The organism is Ruegeria sp. BG7, assembly GCF_056535685.1.
Map to the genome: position 1 here is coordinate 2,123,127 of NZ_JBQFIU010000001.1, position 18,974 is coordinate 2,142,100.

Genomic DNA, 18,974 nt, shown 5'->3' on the forward strand with positions numbered 1-18,974 from the left:
GGTTTCAATCCTCGAAACAATCTGCGCGACCATCTGCGCGGATGGTGGCCGCCCCGTCCAGAATCGAAGCCGCGCGCCGACGCGTGCGCACACTTGGGTCTGTGACCGAACGATTGCGAGGTGATGGCAGAATGGCAGCAATCCGGGCCGCCTGAACAGAAGTCAATTGCGCAGCACTTCGGTTGAAATAGCGCTGTGCCGCTGCTTCAACGCCAAACACGCCGTTACCGGTTTCTGCAACGTTCAGATAGACCTCGAGAATACGCTGCTTGCTCCAGAAGATCTCAACCACCGGGGTGATTGAGGTTTCCATCGCCTTCCTCACCCAGCTGCGCCCTTGCCAGAGAAACACGTTCTTTACCACCTGCTGCGTGATGGTCGACGCACCGCGATTGCCGCCGCCTTCCAATGCGTCACGTATGGCTTCAACATCGAATCCCCAGTGCTGGCAGAAATTCGCATCTTCCGCCGCGACGACCGATCGGGCCATGATCGGGGAAATCTCTTCTATCGGAACCCACTCGCGTTCAACTTTGCCCAACCGCCGCCACTCGGACCATATGGTGTGGGTTACCGGCGGGTTTACAACCGAATAGAACAAGACCAAGGCGACCACGAGGCCGGCAATCGCCAAAGCGGCACGTGTCGCCCAACGACGGACCGTTTGGGCCACAGTTGATTTCCGTTTGGTCGCCTTACTTTTTTTTCCGCCTGATTTGCGGGCTGCTTTCTTCGCCATATCTCAGCTATACGACGCGTCGCCGGGGTTTGAAACGGCCTAAATTCCCAAGGCGCGCGCCTCTCGCGGGTGGACGACCGGGCGCGCCGTTTCCAGCGACATCGGGTCCGCTCCGGCCAGTTCAGGAAACAGGTGCAACACTTCGCTTTGGGTCTCTCGGTTCGCGGCCGTCAAAGCATGACCCGGATAATAGCTTTCACTTTTTGCCCCATTGGCGATGACGATTTCATGCCTCTTGAACAGCAGGTGAACATATTCCACCTCCCCGCCTTCAACGCGGGTCACTGTATCGCCGTTGACAAGAACATGGGCCGCGATCAGCGCCTCGGCGTGTCCAAACAAGTAGGATGCGCGCCAATCCTCGATCAGCATTCTATGCTGCGGCGAGACAAGAAGCGGACAGTCCAGATCGAAAACGCCTGCCTCAAATCGGATTGGGGCCAGTTTCCCTTTGGCCTCGACCCTTGTGCGCCCAACCCAGATCAAGGGCTGAGGGCCATGGTCCAGTGTCGTGACCAGATCACCAGCTTTCAGGTCTTCCACCGCGCGGTCCCCGTCAGGGGTTGCAATCATAGTGCCCGGCGTGAAACAGGGCGGACCCAGAGTACCAACATCCAGCGGTCCCTGTGTGTTGACGAAACTTGTCGAAACCAACGTCCCTGGCTGTAAAACCTGACCGTCTGTCGGGGTGAACACCCGAGACCCATCGGCCAGATAGAACGTGGTTCCAACATAGGTGACATTGCCAACTCCGGTCACATTGATGGTGACCGTATCCCCTGGCCATGATGATGTGACGTCCTGCCCATTGACAGTATCACCACTGGGCGCATCGATTTCGTTGTCATCATTGACGTCCGTGAAATCGATACTGGCGACCGCAATTGCCGTTCCCACAGGCGGAGGGTTCGCCGGATCAAAGGTATAAAATTGGTCGCGATAATTTGTTGGCATTCTGCTGCCCCCGGTTTACGCCACGGGACATCTGAAGCAGCCCATGGTTTTCGCTCGAATTCCGGGGAAGATTGGCGAAATTCCGTTGCACAGGCAAGAATCCCGAAAAAACAGTGTAAACAAACCAGGCCCCGCGTGGTGCAAATGACACGCGAGGCCTGTTTTTTAGTGCTTTTCAGCCGGTAAAGCTTTGCAGCAGGCTTTATTCTGCTGGAACTGCGGTGGCTTCGATGCTCAGCGGATGGCTCAGCTTATTCAGCATCTCTTTGGGGCAAACTTGAAGGAAGTTGCCTTTTTCAACGTCCCAATGTTGCAAGATGTCTGCGGCTTTCCGGCTATAGGTCTCTTCTGCGTGGCGTATGATCAGCGACTTCAGCTGTTCTTCCCAATGCGCGACAGAAACCGGGCAGGTGACAAGGGTTTCCATGTTCATCAGCGCTTGGGCTTTGCCTTCGGGATCATACAGATAGGCCATGCCACCTGTCATGCCGGCACCAAAATTGGCACCGATGTCGCCAAGGATCACCGCAACACCACCTGTCATGTATTCACAGCCATTCGAGCCACAGCCCTCGATCACCACCTTGGCGCCCGAGTTGCGCACGGCGAACCGCTCGCCCGCTCGACCGGCAGCAAACAGATGGCCATCGGTTGCACCGTACAAAACGGTGTTGCCGATGATGGTGTTCTCGTCTGCTTTCAGTGGGCTGACCTGCGGTGGGCGTACAACGATCATGCCACCCGAAAGTCCCTTGCCGACATAGTCGTTGGCATCGCCCGAAACTTCCAGCTTCAGACCCGGCGCGGCAAATGCACCCAACGACTGACCGGCTGACCCTTGCAGTTTCACGTGGAGGTGGTCGTCCTGGAACGTATTCCGCATACCAAAATTCTGAACGATATGACTGGAGACACGAGTACCCACCGTCCGATGCGTGTTCTGCACCGCGTAAGACAGTTGCATCTTCTCGCCGTCCTTCAGGAACCGCGCCGCGTCGCGCACGATTTCGGCGTCCAGAGTATCGGGTACTGCATTCCGATCCTTGTCGCGGTTGTAGACGATGTTGTGTGCACCATCGACGGTGATCAGCAACGGGTTCAGGTCCAGATCATCCAGATGTGCAGACCCACGGCTGACCTGAGCCAGCAGGTCAGCACGGCCGATGATCTCATCCATCGAGCGTGCACCAAGGCTGGCCAAAAGCTCGCGCACTTCCTGCGCGTAGAAGGTGATCAGGTTCACCACCTTGTCCGCATTTCCGGTGAACTTGGCGCGCAGGCTTTCGTCTTGCGTACACACACCAACCGGACAGGTGTTCGATTGGCACTGACGCACCATGATACAGCCCATCGCAATCAGCGCAGCAGTGCCGATCCCGTATTCTTCGGCCCCCATCATCGCAGCCATGACAATGTCACGTCCAGTGCGCAGGCCACCATCGGTCCGCAAGGTCACGCGGTCGCGCAGGTTGTTCATCGCCAACACCTGGTGCGCCTCGGTCAGGCCCATCTCCCACGGTAGGCCCGCGTATTTGATCGAGGTCGCAGGTGACGCACCAGTTCCGCCATTGTGACCCGAAATAAGGATAATATCGGCTTTTGCCTTGGCCACACCGGCAGCAATTGTGCCAACGCCCGAAGATGCAACCAGCTTGACTGTCACCTTGCAACGCGGGTTGATCTGCTTGAGGTCATAGATCAACTGCGCCAGATCCTCGATCGAGTAGATATCGTGGTGCGGCGGCGGTGAGATCAGCGTCACGCCCTTGGTCGAATGGCGCAGACGCGCGATCAGGTCCGTGACCTTCATGCCCGGCAGCTGACCACCTTCACCCGGTTTGGCACCTTGCGCCACCTTGATCTCCAGCTCTTCGCACTGGTTCAGGTATTCGGCGGTTACGCCAAACCGGCCCGAAGCCACCTGTTTGATCTTGGCGGATGGGTTGTCGCCATTGGGCTCGGGCACGAAATGCGCCGGATCTTCGCCACCCTCGCCTGAATCAGACTTCGCACCAATCCGGTTCATCGCCACGTTCAACGTCTTATGCGCCTCGGGGCTGAGTGCACCCAAAGACATGCCCGGCGTGACAAAGCGCTTGCGGATCGAGGTGATCGATTCGACCTCTTCAATCGGGATTGGTTTGCTCATGGGCTTAAAGTCCATCAGGTCACGCAAGTGGATCGGCGGGTTCGATTGCATCTTGGCCGAATACTGCTTCCACAACTCATAGGAAGCGCGGTTACAGGCCATTTGCATCATGTGCATCGAGGTCGCTTCCCACGCGTGGGTTTCACCCGATTTCCTCGCCTTGTAGAAACCACCAATTGGCAGAACATCCAGACCGCTTTCCCAAGCCTTGGCGTGGATGTCTTCAAGCTTGGCTTGAATACCCGTCACACCGATACCTGAAATCCGACTGGTCATGCCCGGGAAATACTCGGCCACCATGGCGCGGCTGAGGCCCACGGCCTCAAAGTTCAGCCCGCCACGATACGACGAGATCACCGAAATACCCATCTTGGCCATAATCTTCAGCAGGCCCTGATCGATAGCTTCGCGATAACGGGCGACATTTTCGGTCAGGGTTCCGTCCAACAGACCGCGATCAATGCGATCGGACAGAGAGTCTTCGGCCAGATAAGCATTAACAACGGTCGCACCGCACCCGATCAGTACGGCAAAGTAATGCGGGTCGATACATTCAGCGGAACGCACGTTCAAAGAGCAGAACGTCCGCAGCCCTTGCCGGGTCAGGTGTGAGTGAATTGCACTGGTTGCCAAAATCATCGGCATCGCAATCCGGCCTTCGCCCGTGTTCATGTCAGACAACACGATATGTCCTGCACCGGACCGCACGGCTTCTTCTGATTCGGCTCTAACACGGGCCAAAGCGGCGCTCAGCGCACCACGGCCAGGTTTAAAGCTACAGTCGATTTCAACCAGGGGCGCGTCAAAATTCTCGACCAACTTGTCCCATTGCGCGTTTCCAACAAAGGGGCTTTCCAGAACGATGATCTCGGTCTGGCTGCTATCCTCATCCAACACGTTCTTGAGGTTGGCAAAGCGCGTTTTCAGCGACATCACCCGGTATTCGCGCAAACTGTCGATCGGTGGGTTGGTCACCTGACTAAAGTTCTGACGGAAGAAATGGCTAAGCGGGCGGTACTGTTTCGACAAAACAGCCGAGGGCGTGTCGTCCCCCATTGAAGCAAGTGCTTCTTTGCCATCCTCGGCCATCGGGGCAAGGATCTGCTCTAGCTCTTCGACCGAATACCCCGCAGCGATCTGACGCTTACGCAGCTCTTCGCCAGAAAAAATCGGGGCTTCGCTGACACCGGCCAACGTGTCGTCCAGATCGTTGATCTTGCCAACCCACTCACCAAAGGGCAACGCACGTGCCAGTTTGTCCTTGATCTGTCTGTCGCGGTACAGCTTGCCTTTCTTCATGTCCACGGCCAGCATCTGACCGGGGCCAAGCGCGCCTTTTTCAGTGACGCTTGCCTCGTCGATCGGAACCATTCCCGCCTCGGACCCTGCAATGACAAGCCCGTCACCGGTAACCACATAGCGCATCGGGCGCAGACCGTTCCGATCCAGACCGGCACAGACCCAACGACCATCGGTCATCGCCAGTGCAGCAGGTCCATCCCACGGCTCCATCACCGAGTTGCAGTAGGAATACATGTCGCGCCACGCCTGAGGCAGCTCTACCGCCTGTTTGGACCAGCTTTCCGGGACCAGCATGGTTTTCGCCATGGGCGCAGATCGGCCCGCACGCACTAAAACCTCGAAAACCGAGTCTAATGCGGCCGAATCCGACGATCCGCCAGCGATGATCGGCTTGATGTCTTCAGCGTAATCACCAAAAGAACCGCTGGCCATGCGGATCTCATGGCTTTTCATCCAATTTATATTGCCTTTCAGCGTGTTGATCTCGCCGTTATGGGCCAACATTCGGAAGGGTTGAGCCAGCCACCACTGCGGGAACGTATTGGTGGAGTAACGCTGGTGATAGATCGCAAAAGCGGACTCAAAACGCTCGTCCATCAGGTCGGGATAGAACACGGCGACCTGTTCGGCCAGCATCATGCCCTTGTAGATGATCGAACGGCAGGACAACGACGCCAGATAAAGGCCTGAAATACCCGCGGCAGTCGCGGCTTTTTCGATGCGGCGCCGGATCACGTATAGCTCACGCTCAAATGTCTCTTCGTCCACACCCTTGGAGTTCGAGATCAGAATCTGTTCGATCTCGGGGCGGGTCGCATTGGCTTTTTCGCCCAGGCAAGTCACATCGACCGGCACGTGACGCCAGCCATAGATGTAGTAGCCCATGCGCAGAACTTCGGTTTCCACGATGGTCCGGCAGCTTTCCTGTGCACCAAAATCTGTGCGCGGCAGGAATACCTGGCCCACAGCGATAAGCTCGTCCAGTTTGGGTTCGTGCCCCGTACGGCGAATTTGGTCATAAAAGAAGGGAACAGGGATCTGAACGTGAATACCCGCGCCGTCGCCGGTTTTACCGTCAGCGTCCACAGCACCACGGTGCCAAATCGCCTTTAGTGCATCAATCCCCGCGTCCACCACCTTGCGTGACGGCTTACCATCTACAGATACAACTAGACCCACACCACACGATGAATGCTCTTCTTCCTTGGAATAGAGACCGTTTTCCGCCATCCATTCGCGTTTGGCTTCCTCGGCTCGGACCCAGTCGGCATCATATTTGGTCATTGGATGTTTCCTTCTTTCAAGGGGACGTCTTGGCGTCGAACCCTGATAATCCTTGAGCTTATTCGGCTGCGATGGCCGCTTTGGCATTGAAACGGTCGATGATCGCGTCGGCACAGTCGCGACCGTCGCGGATCGCCCAGACGACCAGCGATGCACCGCGCACGATATCACCAATGGCATAGACGCCATCCATTTCGGTCTCACCTGTCTGGAATGCAGCCTTAACGGTGCCCCAGCGTGTCACAGGCAAATCCGGTTGGCCGAACAGAGTGGGCAGGTCCTCAGGCTCAAAACCCAACGCCTTGATGACCAGATCGGCCTCTTCCACATAGTCCGCACCTTCGATGACTTCCGGAGCCTGACGGCCCGAAGCATCGGGTTGCCCCAGACGCATCTTCTGCACCATCACGCCGGTTACTTTGTCGTCACCGGTGAACCCTTTGGGCGCGCTGAGCCATTCAAAGACGACGCCTTCTTCCTCGGCATTTTGTGTTTCACGTTGCGAGCCAGGCATATTGGCACGGTCGCGTCGGTACAGACATTTGACCGAGGTCGCGCCCTGACGGATCGAGGTACGCACACAGTCCATTGCCGTGTCGCCGCCACCGATCACAACCACTTTCTTGCCTTCAGCATTCAGGCGGCCATTGTCGAAGTCTTCTACGTCGTCGCCAAAGCTTTTACGGTTCGAGGCGGTCAGGAAATCGATGGCTTTCTCGATTCCACCCAACCCACTTCCTGGCATGGACAAGTCACGCGATTTATAAACGCCAGTTGCAATGATAACCGCGTCATGCTTGGCATGGATTTCCGCAAATTTCTCGGCGTCGACGTCGCAGTTCAGCTCAAATGTCACGCCGCCTTCAGACAGCAGATCGTTGCGCCGTTGCACAACGTCCTTTTCAAGCTTGAAACCCGGAATACCATACATCAACAATCCACCCGCACGATCATAGCGGTCGTAGACAGTGACCTGAATTCCGGCGCGGCGCAGCATGTCTGCAGCAGCCAAGCCACCTGGGCCACCACCGATGATACCCACACTTTCGCTGCGCTCTGCGGTTGGCGCGACAGGCTTCACCCAGCCTTTGTCCCAAGCGGTGTCGGTGATGTATTTCTCGATCGTGCCGATGGTCACGGTGCCATGACCCGATTGTTCGATCACACAATTGCCTTCGCACAAACGGTCCTGCGGGCAGATACGGCCGCAGATCTCGGGGAAGGTATTGGTCGCCTGGCTGGTCTGATACGCCTCTTCCAGACGACCGGTGGCCGTTAGGTTCAGCCAGTCGGGGATGTTGTTGTGCAGCGGGCAGTGTGACTGGCAATAGGGCACGCCACATTGGCTGCACCGGCTGGCTTGTTCTTCCGCTTTGGCAGCGGCATATTCCGCATAGATCTCGTTGAAGTCTTCCTTGCGCACATCAGCGGCGCGTTTTTCCGGCATGTCCCGGTCGATCTGCACAAATTTCAGCATCGGTTGCTTGGCCACGGGTCAGACTCCATGAATTGGCTTGGTCCGGTCTCTTTACGAAATAGTCTTTCGGATTAAAAGTCAATTATACTGACCTAAATTGAGAAAATCGGCCATCTGCAAGTCAATTTCAGAAAAAGTAACCGAATTTTAGTTCCGCTTCGGACCTATTTGTGTGCTTTCTTTTCTTGCACCACCCTTATACCCATACAAGGAAAGCAATAGTGACCGTAACTCGGCAGGGCAGATGAGTCTTTTCCACCTGATTCTCGTAGCAATTATTCAGGGAATCACTGAGTTTTTGCCCATATCTTCATCAGGTCACCTGATCCTTTTGCCAAACCTGACGGGCCTGCAGGATCAGGGGCAAACCATAGACGTTGCGGTGCATGTGGGAACCCTTGGCGCGGTCGTTCTGTATTTCTGGCCGGACGTTAAACGCGCCATTTCGGGCCTACCGCATGCCTTGATTGGCCGTACTGACACAGAACAAGCACGCTTAGCCCTGGGCCTGATCATCGCAACAATCCCGACAGTGATCGCAGGCTTCATCCTGTATATGACCGGGCTGAGTGAGGCCATGCGTTCGATCACTGTAATTGGTTGGACCATGTTGGGTTTCGGTCTGTTGCTGTATTGGATGGACCAGAAAGCCCCACAAACCAAAGAAACCGCTGATTGGGGCGTACGCGACGCGTTCAAAATGGGATTGTGGCAGGTTCTTGCCCTGATCCCAGGCACATCACGGTCTGGAATCACCATCACTGGCGCGCGCCAGTTAGGCTATACCCGCGAAGACGGCGCGCGGATTGCCATGTTGATGTCGATCCCGACGATCCTTGCCTCTGGCACCCTGCTTGCTTTGGATGTGATAGGAAACGCCGACGCACGGTTGGCGCGCGACGGCGCCATTGCTGCGGTGTTTGCTTTTTTCTCAGCTCTTTTGGCACTCAGCCTGATGATGCGGCTACTGCGCAGCGTCAGCTTCACACCCTATGTCATCTACCGCGTCATTCTTGGCGCGATCCTGCTGTTTATGGCCTACAGCTGATCAGTCCGCAGGTTCTTTGCCGAATTCTGAATCTCGTCATACTGACCCGAGGGGCGGAACTTCCACAAGTATTCCGGCAGCACAGATTCCAACGTGGTCGGCGTGATCTCAAGATCGGCGAAAGACCTTGCTCCATCGGACACCACATTGTCGTTCCGCAGGTTCTTCAGCTGATCGCGGGTCAGAATGTTGTTCGGGAACAACTGGAAACTGACAAACTTCACGATATCCAGAACACCCGCCATGATCCGAGCGGCAAAGAACGGCATACCGATGATAACGCGACGACGATGGATCACTTCCAGCATCTGCTGCATCAAAGCGCGGAAGGTTTTGACCTCGGGACCACCCAGCTCATACACGCCAGGTTCGGCCTGTCCCAGAACGCCTTTGACCGCAGCCTTGGCCACATCATCCACAAAAACCGGCTGGAATTTGGTTTCGGCCCCAACCAATGGCAGGAACGGCCCCATGCGCGTCATCCCGGCGAAGCGGTTGAAGAATTGATCCTCTGTGCCAAAAATCACGGAAGGCCGAAGGATCACCGCGTTTGGCATGTGCTTCAACACGCCCGCCTCGCCCTGCGCCTTGGTCTGAGAATATTCGCTGGCGGCGTTGGCAACAGCGCCAATGGCCGAGACATGAACCATCCGTTCAATCCCCTGCTCAGCCGCCAATCGCGCAATACGCTCGGCCCCTTCGGCCTGTACAGCACCAAAATCGTTTTTGCCCAGTTCGTTCAAAACACCAACGCAGTTGACCACAGCATCCGCACTGTGCATGGCAAGCGCAACGGACGCGTCATCGCGGATGTTGCACAACACCGGCTCGACCTGGCCGACGACGCCATAAGGTTTCACGAACATCGCCTCGTTCGGGCGGCGCACTGCTACCCGTACACGCCACCCTTCACTTGCCATGCGCCGCGCGATGTAGCGACCGACAAATCCCGATCCGCCATAAATCGTCACCAGTTTCGACATGAGAGGGCTCCTGCTGAGAAATTGCGCCCTAGACCTAACGCCCGCAAGCCTTCCTAACAAGGCGCTAATTCGCCGCGTGAGGAGTGAAATGCGCCGAGCCAATTCAGCGGCTCAGGAGCAAATTCAAAAAACTTTCAAAAATCTCTGCGAATCTGGTTGACGCCCTCCGCCACTGGGCTTAAACGCCCCCTCACGACACCTGCCCAGGTGGCGGAATTGGTAGACGCGCTAGCTTCAGGTGCTAGTGTCCGTATGGACGTGGAGGTTCGAGTCCTCTCCTGGGCACCAAATTTTTTCCTAACATGCTGAAAATAAACGCGGTTGCGGTAGAGCGTACCTGTCTACGTCAAGCTCTGTCTGCGTTGTGCGTTCCGTTCTGATCCCCGCACCGGGCGCAAAGCAAAACATCACGGCTTGCCCTGAAGCACATCGCTAAAAGTCCGAAAATGAAGCGGATCAAGGTATTCGCAATTCGGAGGTTCAGACCACGCCATAGCTTTCAACGCAGAAAAGCCTCCGATCAGCGACCGGAGGCTCAAAGGCACACAGATTCAGATGTGATGACCAAATTGGTCTGAGTCAGGCTCAGGCCTGTTTCTGAACTTCGGTCTCTTCTGCAACTTCGACGGGCTCCGCTGTCGCTTCAACCGTTTCAGTCTCGTCCAGCGGCTCTGCCTCTTCCGGTTCGTCCGTTTTGTCTTCAAGTGCACCGACGATCAATGGCAACATGTGAACGCCGGTCGCACTTGCGATCTCGGGCGTCTGGGGTGTTTGCCAGCTGAGCGTATCGAAGCTGCCGCAATTCTGGCAAACCGGGGCCCATTCGGGTTGGATGTCATGACAATTGTCACACACCCACTGCGGACCACGCGGTGCGTTGAGCGCCTTTGCCAGCCAGCCCTGTACAACAGCGTCCGTAGCACCTTCGCCGCGCTCAATGGCGGCCATCAACGTGAAAGCACGCGCATCTCCTTGTTTTTCCACCACATCCCCCAGCGCACGGCGGGCTTCTGGGAAATCTTCGGCTACGATGTTCAACTCGGCAAGAATCAAACGGGTTTCCAAATTCTCGGGGTGAATGCGGGTCAGCGCGGTAAAACGCTTGAGCCTTTCCGCAGGCGTTTCATCCGGCGCAATCTCGGCAAAGGCATGGGCCAAATCTGGATGAGGTTGCGCCTCCCAGGCCTTTTTCAGAATCTTGGTTGCCGGGCGGGGTTTGCCTTTGGCGATGTAAGCACGGGCGGCCATGGCCGCGGCAGGCACCAGATCAGGTGACAGTCGATTGGCCTCGATCGCGTGTTCCTGCTGTTCTACGCTCGCATCTTCGTTCAGAATATCCTTCGCTTCGGACAAAGCCAGAACCGCGTCGCGGCGCTTGAACACGTCACGCGGCAGATAGCCCGCTTTCAATTTGGAAGACAGGGTCGAACGCGCCCCGGCCCAATCCTGGGCCTTGGTTTGCAGGTTCAGCAAAACGTCTTGCGTTTCTTCATGGCGCGGTTTGATCGCCAAAGCCTTTTCGGCCAGCTTGCGGGCCGTTTCATCATCACCTTCAGCCAGCTTCTGCTTCATGATCCCGCGCACGCCGACAAAGCGGGTCGCGTTATTGGTGACAAGTTTCTTGTAGGTTTCAGCCGCTTTCTTGGTGTCGCCCGTCATCTCGGCCGCCTGTGCCACCAGCAGATTTGTCAGTTCCGGCTTGTTCAACAGCTTCTCGGCCTTGTTGGCTTTGGTCATTGCTGCACGCCCCTCACCCGAAGCCAGTGCCATCAGACCATCCGACAGCGCCTGATACCCGCGCTGTTCGCGGCTGCGGTCGAAATATCGCGACAGGGCCGTTTCATCGCCGTTGAGGAACTTAAGCGTGGCAACCAAAAGGCTGAGTAGTTTGAAGAACAGCCAAACCGCAAATACCAGCACGCCCAGCGCAATCACGGATTGCAATGGCCCAAGCGTGAATTCCGTGCCCGCAACGGTGATCTGCACCCCACCGCTGGTTTGCATCAGGAACTGACCGCCCAGCGCCAGCAGGCCAATAATCGCAACAAAAACGAGGATCTTAAACAGTGACCACAGCATGGCAGGTCCTTCAGTTCGAGTTCAGGCCAGAAGCCAAAGTATTCGCCGCATCGACGGCAGCGACCCGTGTCTGAGCCGCCTGCTCCCAATCGGCCATCGCAGTCTGCGCCGCTTCGGGAAGTGATTTCAGCTCGCTCAACGCTTTGGACAGGTCTCCGTCCGCCAGCGCAGCCTGAGCGCGCGACAGAACGGCGTCCGGCCCATCCCCTTCTTGTGGCGTGACCGAACGCGCACCCGTTTGCCGTTGCAAAAAGGCAATCAGGCCGGTGCCCTTGTCCGCATCACGCGCGTTTGCCAAAGCATTTCGGGCTGCTGGCTCAAAAGAAGCCCGAAGTGACGACAAGGTTTCCACACCTTTGTCAGCCGGCGCGCTCAATGCGTCAGGCACATCGACACCACCCGCCTTCAATTCCGCAACCAGTTCGGAATAGGGTTGGCCCGCATCCAACTGCCCATGCACACGAGACAGAACCGCAGCATTTGATGCCGTCTGAGCTTCGGCAGATGCTTTCGCCTCGAGCGCTTGCGCGTCCGACACCATCTTTTCGACCTCAGCCCGTTGCGCCGCCAGCGAATCCTGAAGCTTTTTCAGCTCAGCCTCAAATGCGGCAGTGGCCTCGGGTGATGCGTTGGCTTCGATTGGGGCTTTCTCAAGCGTTGCGATCCGTTCCGATAAAGGCGTGACCTGACCGGACAGCGCATCAACTGATGATTTGACCGCGTTCAGGTCACCTTCGACCGGTGCCAGCTTGTCAGACAGGGCTTTGACCTGATCGGTCAGACCAGAAACGTCTGGAGTGTTTGCCAGCGTCTGAGACAGCTTCGCAATCTGATCCGACTGATCCGCCAGTTTCGATTCCAGTGCCGCCAGAGCGTCCGAGTTGTCGGTTCCACCCGGTAACAGCCCACCATTGCCCAGCGCAAATCCGACTACAGCGGCGACAGCACCGCCCAGCAAAGCGGGCACAAATCCACCGCGCTTTTCCACCACACGCTCGACAGTTTTTTCTTTGACCGGAGCGGTATCTTCCGGCGGTACTTCGGCTTCGGCTTCGGCTTCGGCTTCGGCTTCGGCTTCGGCTTCGGCTTCGGCTTCGGCTTCGGCTTCGGCTTCGGCTTCGGCTTCGGCTTCGGCTTCGGCTTCGGCTTCGGCTTCGGCTTCGGCTTCGGCTTCGGCTTCGGAAAGGTCTTCTGCTACAGGTTCATCGGGGTCAACAGGCGTATCTTCCTGTTGCAGCTCGGATTCAACAACGTCGTCTGCCTTGGGGTCTTCCACCGGCTTTTCCTCGGATTTCTTCTTACCAGCCACCGCAATATTCCCCTTATCGAATCCAAATTCAGATGAATAACAGCCCAAGTTAAGTTAATCGGGGACCTCGCCTCCCTCAACCCGCAACACATGTTTTACAAGCTTTTTAACTGCCTTACGCATTTTCTTGGGTGTCGGCGCTTTGGCGATCTTTAGGTGCGCATAGTCCATGGAATAAAGGGGATCGGCCGTTGCCTGACTGATTGCGGCAAGCCAAAGCGGCGCTGAGCCGGACCAAATATCGGCAAAATGTCGCGCCGTGCGCGGCGAAAATAATGGGGCGATGACTGGCAAATTTCGGTCTGCGGCGTCTGCCGCCTCGGGTGTTAGCGGCAACAGAAGCTGCTGATAAACCGGCTGCTCGCGCACAGTCAGACCGGATTCGGTAAGTCGAGCCGCGATATTGCCGCGTGTGTGCTCGCCCCGTAAATGCAACAAAGGGCTGTCGGGCCGATTCTTCAGCAAATATCCCACAAGCTCTTCGGCTGCGGCCCCAACCATCTCGGCCTGCCAGCCGTAACCTTTGGCGGTCCCGGTCGTCGACGGACCGACGCAATAAGCAGGCAACGTGCGATCAACACCTTTGGAAGCCGCCGCATTCACCGCGTTGGCCGAGGTGAAAATCAGGCCCTTCACTCCCTCTGTTTCGACCGCGACGCTCAAGGGTCGGATCTCGAGAATAGGAGAATAGATAACCTGAACCCGGGATCTGACGCGGGTTGGCAACTGCGCGACAAACCGTTTCGAGGCTGCACGCGGGCGGGTCATCAACAAATACAACGTATGGCGCCTTGGCCCTTGAGGATTGTTTGCATCCGCGCAGGGTGATACCCCGCCGTTGATGACATGATGCAACGGATCAGGGTGATGGTGCAAACACTTACCGTGCTGGGTTTGGAAAGTAGCTGTGACGACACGGCTGCCGCCGTTGTGCGCCAAACCGAAGGCGCGCATGCTGAAATCCTGTCGTCGGTGGTACATGGTCAAACCGATCTGCACAGCGCCTATGGCGGTGTTGTGCCCGAAATCGCCGCGCGTGCGCATGCGGAAAAGCTGGACATCTGCGTAAAACAAGCGCTGGAGGCCGCTGACCTTGATCTGCGCGATATGGATGCCATAGCCGTCACAGCGGGCCCTGGCCTGATAGGCGGCGTCATGTCTGGCGTCATGTGCGCCAAAGGGCTGAGTGCCGCGACCGGTTTGCCCCTGATAGGCGTCAATCACCTTGCCGGGCACGCGCTGACACCGCGCCTGACAGACGGGATCAGCTTTCCCTATTTGATGCTTCTGGTCTCTGGCGGCCATTGCCAATACCTGATTGCTCACGGACCCGAGCAATTCACGCGCCTTGGCGGCACAATTGATGACGCGCCCGGAGAAGCCTTCGACAAAACAGCGCGCCTTCTGGGCCTGCCACAACCCGGTGGTCCGTCTGTTGAAGCTGAGGCCCGCGCAGGGGATCCCAAACGCTTTCGCTTTCCCCGGCCGCTGCTGGACCGGCCCGGTTGCGATCTGTCCTTCTCGGGGTTGAAAACGGCTTTGATGCGGATGCGCGACCAGATCGTTGCCGAAAAGGGCGGGCTGACCCGTCAGGACCGCGCGGATTTATGCGCCGGATTCCAACAAGCGATTGTGGACACCTTGGCCGAGAAAACCCGACGCGCGATGGACCAGTATCTGGTCCTCAACCCTTCCGAACCCGTCATCGCCGTTGCCGGAGGCGTCGCGGCAAATTCGGCAATTCGAGCTGCGTTAGAGACTGTTTGTGCGGAAAAAGGCACGCGATTCACGGCCCCGCCGCTGCCCTTGTGCACAGACAACGCCGCCATGATCGCCTATGCCGGGCTGGAGCGTTTTCGCACCGGCGCGCGCGACGGTCTGGACCTGACCGCACGTCCCCGTTGGCCTCTGGATCAGCGCAGCCCCGCAATGCTGGGCAGTGGCAAGAAAGGGGCCAAGGCATGAGCATTTCTGTCCTGGGCTCTGGCGCATTTGGAACCGCACTGGCGATTTCATTGGCGGGCAATGGGCAGGTTACGCTGTGGTCGCGTGACGAAAACCAAGCGCGACAAATGCAAGAGGCACGAAGAAACGAGGCCCGCCTGCCCGGTGTAACCTTGCCGCCAAACATTGCCGCTACGGCAGATATACAGGAAGCGTGCACAGCAGATACACTTCTTCTGGCTGTGCCGATGCAGAAACTGCGACAGGCTTTGACGGATCATGCACCCTTGTTGCAGGGCAAAACACTGGTTGCCTGCTGCAAAGGGATCGAATTGTCCACGGGCCTCGGACCGATAGCCGTGATTGAAAGCGTTGTACCAAATGCCAACATCGCGCTGCTGACCGGGCCCAGCTTTGCTGACGACATCGCACGCGGCCTGCCAACTGCGCTGACACTGGCATGTGCAGATGCCCAGATCGGCAAAACGCTGCAAGCCGAACTAACAACGACAAATCTTCGTCTTTATCGCACGACCGACACGGTTGGGGCCGAGCTAGGCGGTGCGCTAAAAAACGTTATGGCCATCGCATGCGGCGCGACAATGGGGGCCGGATTGGGCGACAGTGCGCGCGCGGCATTGCTGACCCGCGGCTTTGTTGAGATGCAGCGATTCGCCACGGCCCGGGGCGCGCGCCCTGATACTCTGATGGGATTGTCGGGACTGGGTGACCTTGTTCTGACCTGTTCGTCTGACTTGTCCCGAAATTACCGTTTTGGCCTGAGTTTGGGTCTAAACCAGAGTTTTGACAGCCAGACGACAGTCGAAGGTGTCGCCACAGCGCGCGCCATGTCGGACATCGCTGAAAAAGAAGGGTTGGACATGCCTATCAGCACTACGGTGGCGGATCTGAGCCACGGTGCATACAGTGTGTCTGAGGCCATTCAAACCTTGCTCAATCGACCCCTTAAGGAGGAATAAATGCTGATCGCTCTCATCGCCAAAGACAAGCCCGACGCGCAGCAAACCAGGCTGGACAACCGCGCCGCTCACCTAGCTTATATCGAAGAGACGGGCGTGGTTTCTCAGGCGGGGCCCCTGTTGAATGGTGATGCTATGATCGGGTCGTTGATCATTTTGGACGTCGCCGATACGGCCGCCGCGCAGACCTGGGCCGACAATGACCCCTATGCCAAGGCGGGGTTGTTTCAATCGGTTGAGCTGATTCCATGGAAAAAGGTGATCGGCTGATGGCGTATTGGCTGTTCAAGTCCGAACCTTCAACCTGGAGCTGGAACCAGCAATCCGCAAAAGGGGATAGCGGCGAGGAATGGGATGGCGTGCGAAACTATCAGGCGCGCAATTTCATGCGGCAGATGGCCGTTGGGGATCGCGGGTTCTTTTACCACTCGCAAAAAGACAAATCAGTGGTAGGCATCGTCGAGGTCTGCGCCGAAGCTCATCCAGATAGCACCACCGATGATGATCGATGGGAATGCGTGGACATCAAGGCAGTTCGTCCCTTTGCCAAACCGGTGACGCTGGACCAGATCAAGGGGGACGAACGTCTAGCTGAAATGGTGCTAGTCAAGAACTCGCGCTTGTCGGTGCAGCCGGTGACTGAGGACGAATGGAAGGTGATTTGCGCATTGGGCGACACGCAGCCTGATTGACGTGCAAACCTTGTGTCTGGCGTAAAACTTCTCAAGCGCTCGACAAAATGCTATGTTTCTCTGGGCTTCGCCGGGTGGGGGCTTGCCATCTGCTGTTTTTTGTAATCGCAGACGCTTGGTGGTGTTCGAATAAAATTCGGTCTTTCTTGAAAGTGTGACCCCATGTCTGACGTTAAAGGCGGCAGTGGGATTCTCGAAGACGCCGTCGCTGCGAAGAACACAAAAACCTGGGAAGCGCGCCTGAAAGAGGCGCGCGAAAAGCGTGCAAACGCGCTGGCTGATGGAAAGGTCGAAGCGCGCGAACCACCGCGCTTGAAACCAACTGAAACAGACCTTCTACCGCCAACAGATGACACTGAGATCGACGAGATCGTGTCCGAACGGGTGCGCTCACTCCACCTGGATGAACCTGTCAGCAAACCGCCTTCGAAAAGCCGAATCCCAATTATTGTGGCGGCTCTGTTATGTGGGGCTTTGCTGCATTGGGCAGGAACAAAGCTGATTGAAGCCCAACAGTCCACGCCCAAAAACTCCGTCGTGCAGTCGAATGATCCTGGCGACGAACCTGCATTGGACGAAACACTTTCGCCTACAGCGGCATCAACCGAACAAATTCCAGAGGATCCTGCTGCGCCCGCGCTTGAAGAAGAAATCCAAGCTCCGATTCTTGAGAAAAAGCCAGTTCCGCCTCCCATTGAAATTGATGAAACACCACTGCAAGAAACCGAAGCGTCACTTGCCCCGCCAATTGTGTTTCTTCCCGCCTCACTTGAACCTGTTTTGGAGGATCCGGAAACGCTTGCCAAACCGGTGTCATTTTCAGTTCCCGTTGCGCCGCCATATCCCGATTCCGGCCTGCTGAAAAAGCGTAGTTCTTTGCAGCCGACACAAGCAGTCTTCGACCCATTGCCCAAAGAGATCACGCAATCAGCGACTCCAAATTACTCTGAGGTAAAACCACTTCAACCCGCTAAACCTTCGATCGACCTTGAAGTGTCACTGTTCGTTCCGGCACGGGTTTCGCAAGACACCAGCGACCGGGCATTCGAACTATTGAACGAAAGCCAGGCGAATGTGGTTGCGACGGCGCGCGTAGGCTATCGGATCAGAGAAACTCAGGTGCGGTATTATCACCCCGCAGACGCCGAGAACGCCGATCTTGCTGCCAAGGCTTTGGGTGGTATTGCGCGGGACTTCACAGGTTCTGGCAGCAAAACACGCCCTGGACGCATTGAAGTCTATCTGGCTGGCTCGGGTGGAGGGGTAAGCCGCGAGTCAGACCGGCAACCGACAAGCTTCGAGACCTTTATAGACCGCATACTCAATGAGCTTAGGTAATAAATAAGGGAAGGTTCTGACGGTGCAGAACCTTCCCTACCCCCGCGTGCTCCCTACTCACCACACGCGTATGGAAATGTCTGGTTCTGACCGTCCTGGTCACAGTTTGAACTTAGCCCAACCGTTGCCGGTGGTTCAAACGTCAAATATTTAAACTACGATTCAAATGAGAAACGCCCGCCGAAGAAGACGGGCGTTGCATGAATTTATCGACAAATCAGCCGTATACCGCTTCTTTGCCAAAATGCTTAGTCAGCATGTAATAAACCACGGCGCGGTATTTGTTGCGCTCGGACATGCCGTAGGTTTCCATGGCTTTGTTGATCCCCTCCATCAGTTCCGGCCCGTCGGCCAGACCCAACTTTTTGATCAGGAAGTTGTTCTTGACTGTTTCCAGTTCGGAGTCTTGGCTGGCTGCAACTGTTGCCGCGTCTGCGTCGTAAATCGCCGGACCGCAACCGATGGTGACCTTGGTCAACAGGTCCATATCGGGGTCCATCCCACATTTGCTTTTCAAATCTTCTGCGTATTTAGCGATCAACTCGTCGCGCTTGCCCATATCCCAGTCTCCTTAATCCATAAATCCGGCAATCCTCACCGATGGCCGGAAGAGTAGCCGCGTCCACGGTTTTTCCAAAAGGAAAAAAATCCGCGATTTCTCCCCCCAAAATCGCGTTTGGAACAGTAACTGCCAAA

General features: G+C 56.6%; 15 protein-coding genes and 1 tRNA gene. 7 read left to right on the forward strand and 9 right to left on the reverse strand.

Annotated elements, in window-relative coordinates; all coding sequences use genetic code 11:
• Nucleotides 1–4 precede the first annotated feature (4 nt).
• The 4 genes from mtgA to ACR3EH_RS10545 all read right to left on the reverse strand — a co-directional run bounded on the left by mtgA (nucleotide 5) and on the right by ACR3EH_RS10545 (nucleotide 7,920).
• On the reverse strand, nucleotides 5–739 hold the full coding sequence (gene mtgA, locus ACR3EH_RS10530; protein WP_171184762.1) for a monofunctional biosynthetic peptidoglycan transglycosylase: 735 nt from the start codon (nucleotides 737–739) through the stop codon (nucleotides 5–7).
• 39 nt (nucleotides 740–778) lie between these two features.
• On the reverse strand, nucleotides 779–1,693 hold the full coding sequence (locus ACR3EH_RS10535) for a Hint domain-containing protein (protein ID WP_171184760.1): 915 nt from the start codon (nucleotides 1,691–1,693) through the stop codon (nucleotides 779–781).
• Between the two features lie 202 nt (nucleotides 1,694–1,895).
• Complete coding sequence (gene gltB / locus ACR3EH_RS10540) at nucleotides 1,896–6,428, reverse strand: glutamate synthase large subunit (protein WP_171184758.1); 4,533 nt, start codon at nucleotides 6,426–6,428, stop codon at nucleotides 1,896–1,898.
• Between the two features lie 58 nt (nucleotides 6,429–6,486).
• Nucleotides 6,487–7,920 (reverse strand): NAD(P)-dependent oxidoreductase, encoded by a 1,434-nt coding sequence (locus tag ACR3EH_RS10545; protein WP_171184756.1) that lies wholly within the window; start codon nucleotides 7,918–7,920, stop codon nucleotides 6,487–6,489.
• A 229-nt stretch (nucleotides 7,921–8,149) separates the two neighbouring features.
• On the opposite strand from ACR3EH_RS10545, the gene ACR3EH_RS10550 reads away from it, so the two are divergent.
• Nucleotides 8,150–8,953, forward strand: coding sequence for an undecaprenyl-diphosphate phosphatase (locus ACR3EH_RS10550; RefSeq protein ID WP_171675772.1), 804 nt, complete (start codon nucleotides 8,150–8,152; stop codon nucleotides 8,951–8,953).
• On the opposite strand, the gene ACR3EH_RS10555 is transcribed toward ACR3EH_RS10550, so the two are convergent.
• Complete coding sequence (locus tag ACR3EH_RS10555) at nucleotides 8,944–9,936, reverse strand: complex I NDUFA9 subunit family protein (protein ID WP_171675774.1); 993 nt, start codon at nucleotides 9,934–9,936, stop codon at nucleotides 8,944–8,946. The two genes, ACR3EH_RS10550 and ACR3EH_RS10555, sit on opposite strands and share 10 nt — an antisense overlap.
• A 201-nt stretch (nucleotides 9,937–10,137) precedes the next feature.
• Here ACR3EH_RS10555 and ACR3EH_RS10560 point away from each other — a divergent pair.
• Nucleotides 10,138–10,224: transfer RNA gene (locus ACR3EH_RS10560), tRNA-Leu, on the forward strand.
• A gap of 297 nt (nucleotides 10,225–10,521) precedes the next feature.
• On the opposite strand, the gene ACR3EH_RS10565 is transcribed toward ACR3EH_RS10560, so the two are convergent.
• Genes ACR3EH_RS10565 through ACR3EH_RS10575 form a run of 3 tightly spaced genes read right to left on the reverse strand, consistent with a single transcriptional unit; the run spans nucleotide 10,522 to nucleotide 14,092 of the window.
• Nucleotides 10,522–12,015, reverse strand: coding sequence for a heme biosynthesis protein HemY (locus ACR3EH_RS10565; protein WP_171675776.1), 1,494 nt, complete (start codon nucleotides 12,013–12,015; stop codon nucleotides 10,522–10,524).
• Between the two features lie 10 nt (nucleotides 12,016–12,025).
• Entirely contained in the window at nucleotides 12,026–13,324 is a 1,299-nt protein-coding gene (locus ACR3EH_RS10570) for a COG4223 family protein (RefSeq protein ID WP_480634832.1), read from the reverse strand.
• A 54-nt stretch (nucleotides 13,325–13,378) separates the two neighbouring features.
• Nucleotides 13,379–14,092, reverse strand: a complete 714-nt coding sequence (locus tag ACR3EH_RS10575; RefSeq protein ID WP_171184746.1) for a uroporphyrinogen-III synthase — start codon at nucleotides 14,090–14,092, stop codon at nucleotides 13,379–13,381.
• A 99-nt stretch (nucleotides 14,093–14,191) separates the two neighbouring features.
• On the opposite strand from ACR3EH_RS10575, the gene tsaD reads away from it, so the two are divergent.
• The 5 genes from tsaD to ACR3EH_RS10600 all read left to right on the forward strand — a co-directional run bounded on the left by tsaD (nucleotide 14,192) and on the right by ACR3EH_RS10600 (nucleotide 18,278).
• Nucleotides 14,192–15,289: a tRNA (adenosine(37)-N6)-threonylcarbamoyltransferase complex transferase subunit TsaD gene (gene tsaD, locus ACR3EH_RS10580; protein ID WP_171184744.1), complete on the forward strand. Its 1,098-nt coding sequence runs from the start codon at nucleotides 14,192–14,194 to the stop codon at nucleotides 15,287–15,289.
• On the forward strand, nucleotides 15,286–16,248 hold the full coding sequence (locus ACR3EH_RS10585; protein WP_171184743.1) for an NAD(P)H-dependent glycerol-3-phosphate dehydrogenase: 963 nt from the start codon (nucleotides 15,286–15,288) through the stop codon (nucleotides 16,246–16,248). The genes tsaD and ACR3EH_RS10585 overlap by 4 nt, the downstream gene beginning before the upstream one ends.
• Nucleotides 16,249–16,518, forward strand: coding sequence for a YciI family protein (locus tag ACR3EH_RS10590; RefSeq protein ID WP_171184741.1), 270 nt, complete (start codon nucleotides 16,249–16,251; stop codon nucleotides 16,516–16,518).
• Entirely contained in the window at nucleotides 16,518–16,940 is a 423-nt protein-coding gene (locus tag ACR3EH_RS10595; protein WP_171184807.1) for an EVE domain-containing protein, read from the forward strand. The genes ACR3EH_RS10590 and ACR3EH_RS10595 overlap by 1 nt, the downstream gene beginning before the upstream one ends.
• Nucleotides 16,941–17,102: 162 nt before the next feature.
• Nucleotides 17,103–18,278, forward strand: coding sequence for a hypothetical protein (locus tag ACR3EH_RS10600; RefSeq protein ID WP_171184739.1), 1,176 nt, complete (start codon nucleotides 17,103–17,105; stop codon nucleotides 18,276–18,278).
• Between the two features lie 217 nt (nucleotides 18,279–18,495).
• Here ACR3EH_RS10600 and ACR3EH_RS10605 read toward each other — a convergent pair whose 3' ends face one another.
• Nucleotides 18,496–18,837 carry a DUF2853 family protein gene (locus ACR3EH_RS10605; protein WP_171184737.1) on the reverse strand — a complete coding sequence of 114 codons (342 nt, stop codon included), beginning with the start codon at nucleotides 18,835–18,837 and terminating at the stop codon, nucleotides 18,496–18,498.
• Nucleotides 18,838–18,974: the final 137 nt, after the last annotated feature.

Excerpts from the sequence above, each read along its gene's own strand:
- mtgA (WP_171184762.1), bottom strand. The coding sequence starts at position 739 with ATGGCGAAGAAAGCAGCCCGCAAATCAGGCGGAAAAAAAAGTAAGGCG.
- ACR3EH_RS10535 (WP_171184760.1), bottom strand. The coding sequence starts at position 1,693 with ATGCCAACAAATTATCGCGACCAATTTTATACCTTTGATCCGGCGAAC.
- gltB (WP_171184758.1), bottom strand. The coding sequence starts at position 6,428 with ATGACCAAATATGATGCCGACTGGGTCCGAGCCGAGGAAGCCAAACGC.
- ACR3EH_RS10550 (WP_171675772.1), top strand. The coding sequence starts at position 8,150 with ATGAGTCTTTTCCACCTGATTCTCGTAGCAATTATTCAGGGAATCACT.
- ACR3EH_RS10555 (WP_171675774.1), bottom strand. The coding sequence starts at position 9,936 with ATGTCGAAACTGGTGACGATTTATGGCGGATCGGGATTTGTCGGTCGC.
- ACR3EH_RS10565 (WP_171675776.1), bottom strand. The coding sequence starts at position 12,015 with ATGCTGTGGTCACTGTTTAAGATCCTCGTTTTTGTTGCGATTATTGGC.
- ACR3EH_RS10575 (WP_171184746.1), bottom strand. The coding sequence starts at position 14,092 with ATGACCCGCCCGCGTGCAGCCTCGAAACGGTTTGTCGCGCAGTTGCCA.
- tsaD (WP_171184744.1), top strand. The coding sequence starts at position 14,192 with ATGGTGCAAACACTTACCGTGCTGGGTTTGGAAAGTAGCTGTGACGAC.
- ACR3EH_RS10585 (WP_171184743.1), top strand. The coding sequence starts at position 15,286 with ATGAGCATTTCTGTCCTGGGCTCTGGCGCATTTGGAACCGCACTGGCG.
- ACR3EH_RS10590 (WP_171184741.1), top strand. The coding sequence starts at position 16,249 with ATGCTGATCGCTCTCATCGCCAAAGACAAGCCCGACGCGCAGCAAACC.
- ACR3EH_RS10595 (WP_171184807.1), top strand. The coding sequence starts at position 16,518 with ATGGCGTATTGGCTGTTCAAGTCCGAACCTTCAACCTGGAGCTGGAAC.
- ACR3EH_RS10600 (WP_171184739.1), top strand. The coding sequence starts at position 17,103 with ATGTCTGACGTTAAAGGCGGCAGTGGGATTCTCGAAGACGCCGTCGCT.
- ACR3EH_RS10605 (WP_171184737.1), bottom strand. The coding sequence starts at position 18,837 with ATGGGCAAGCGCGACGAGTTGATCGCTAAATACGCAGAAGATTTGAAA.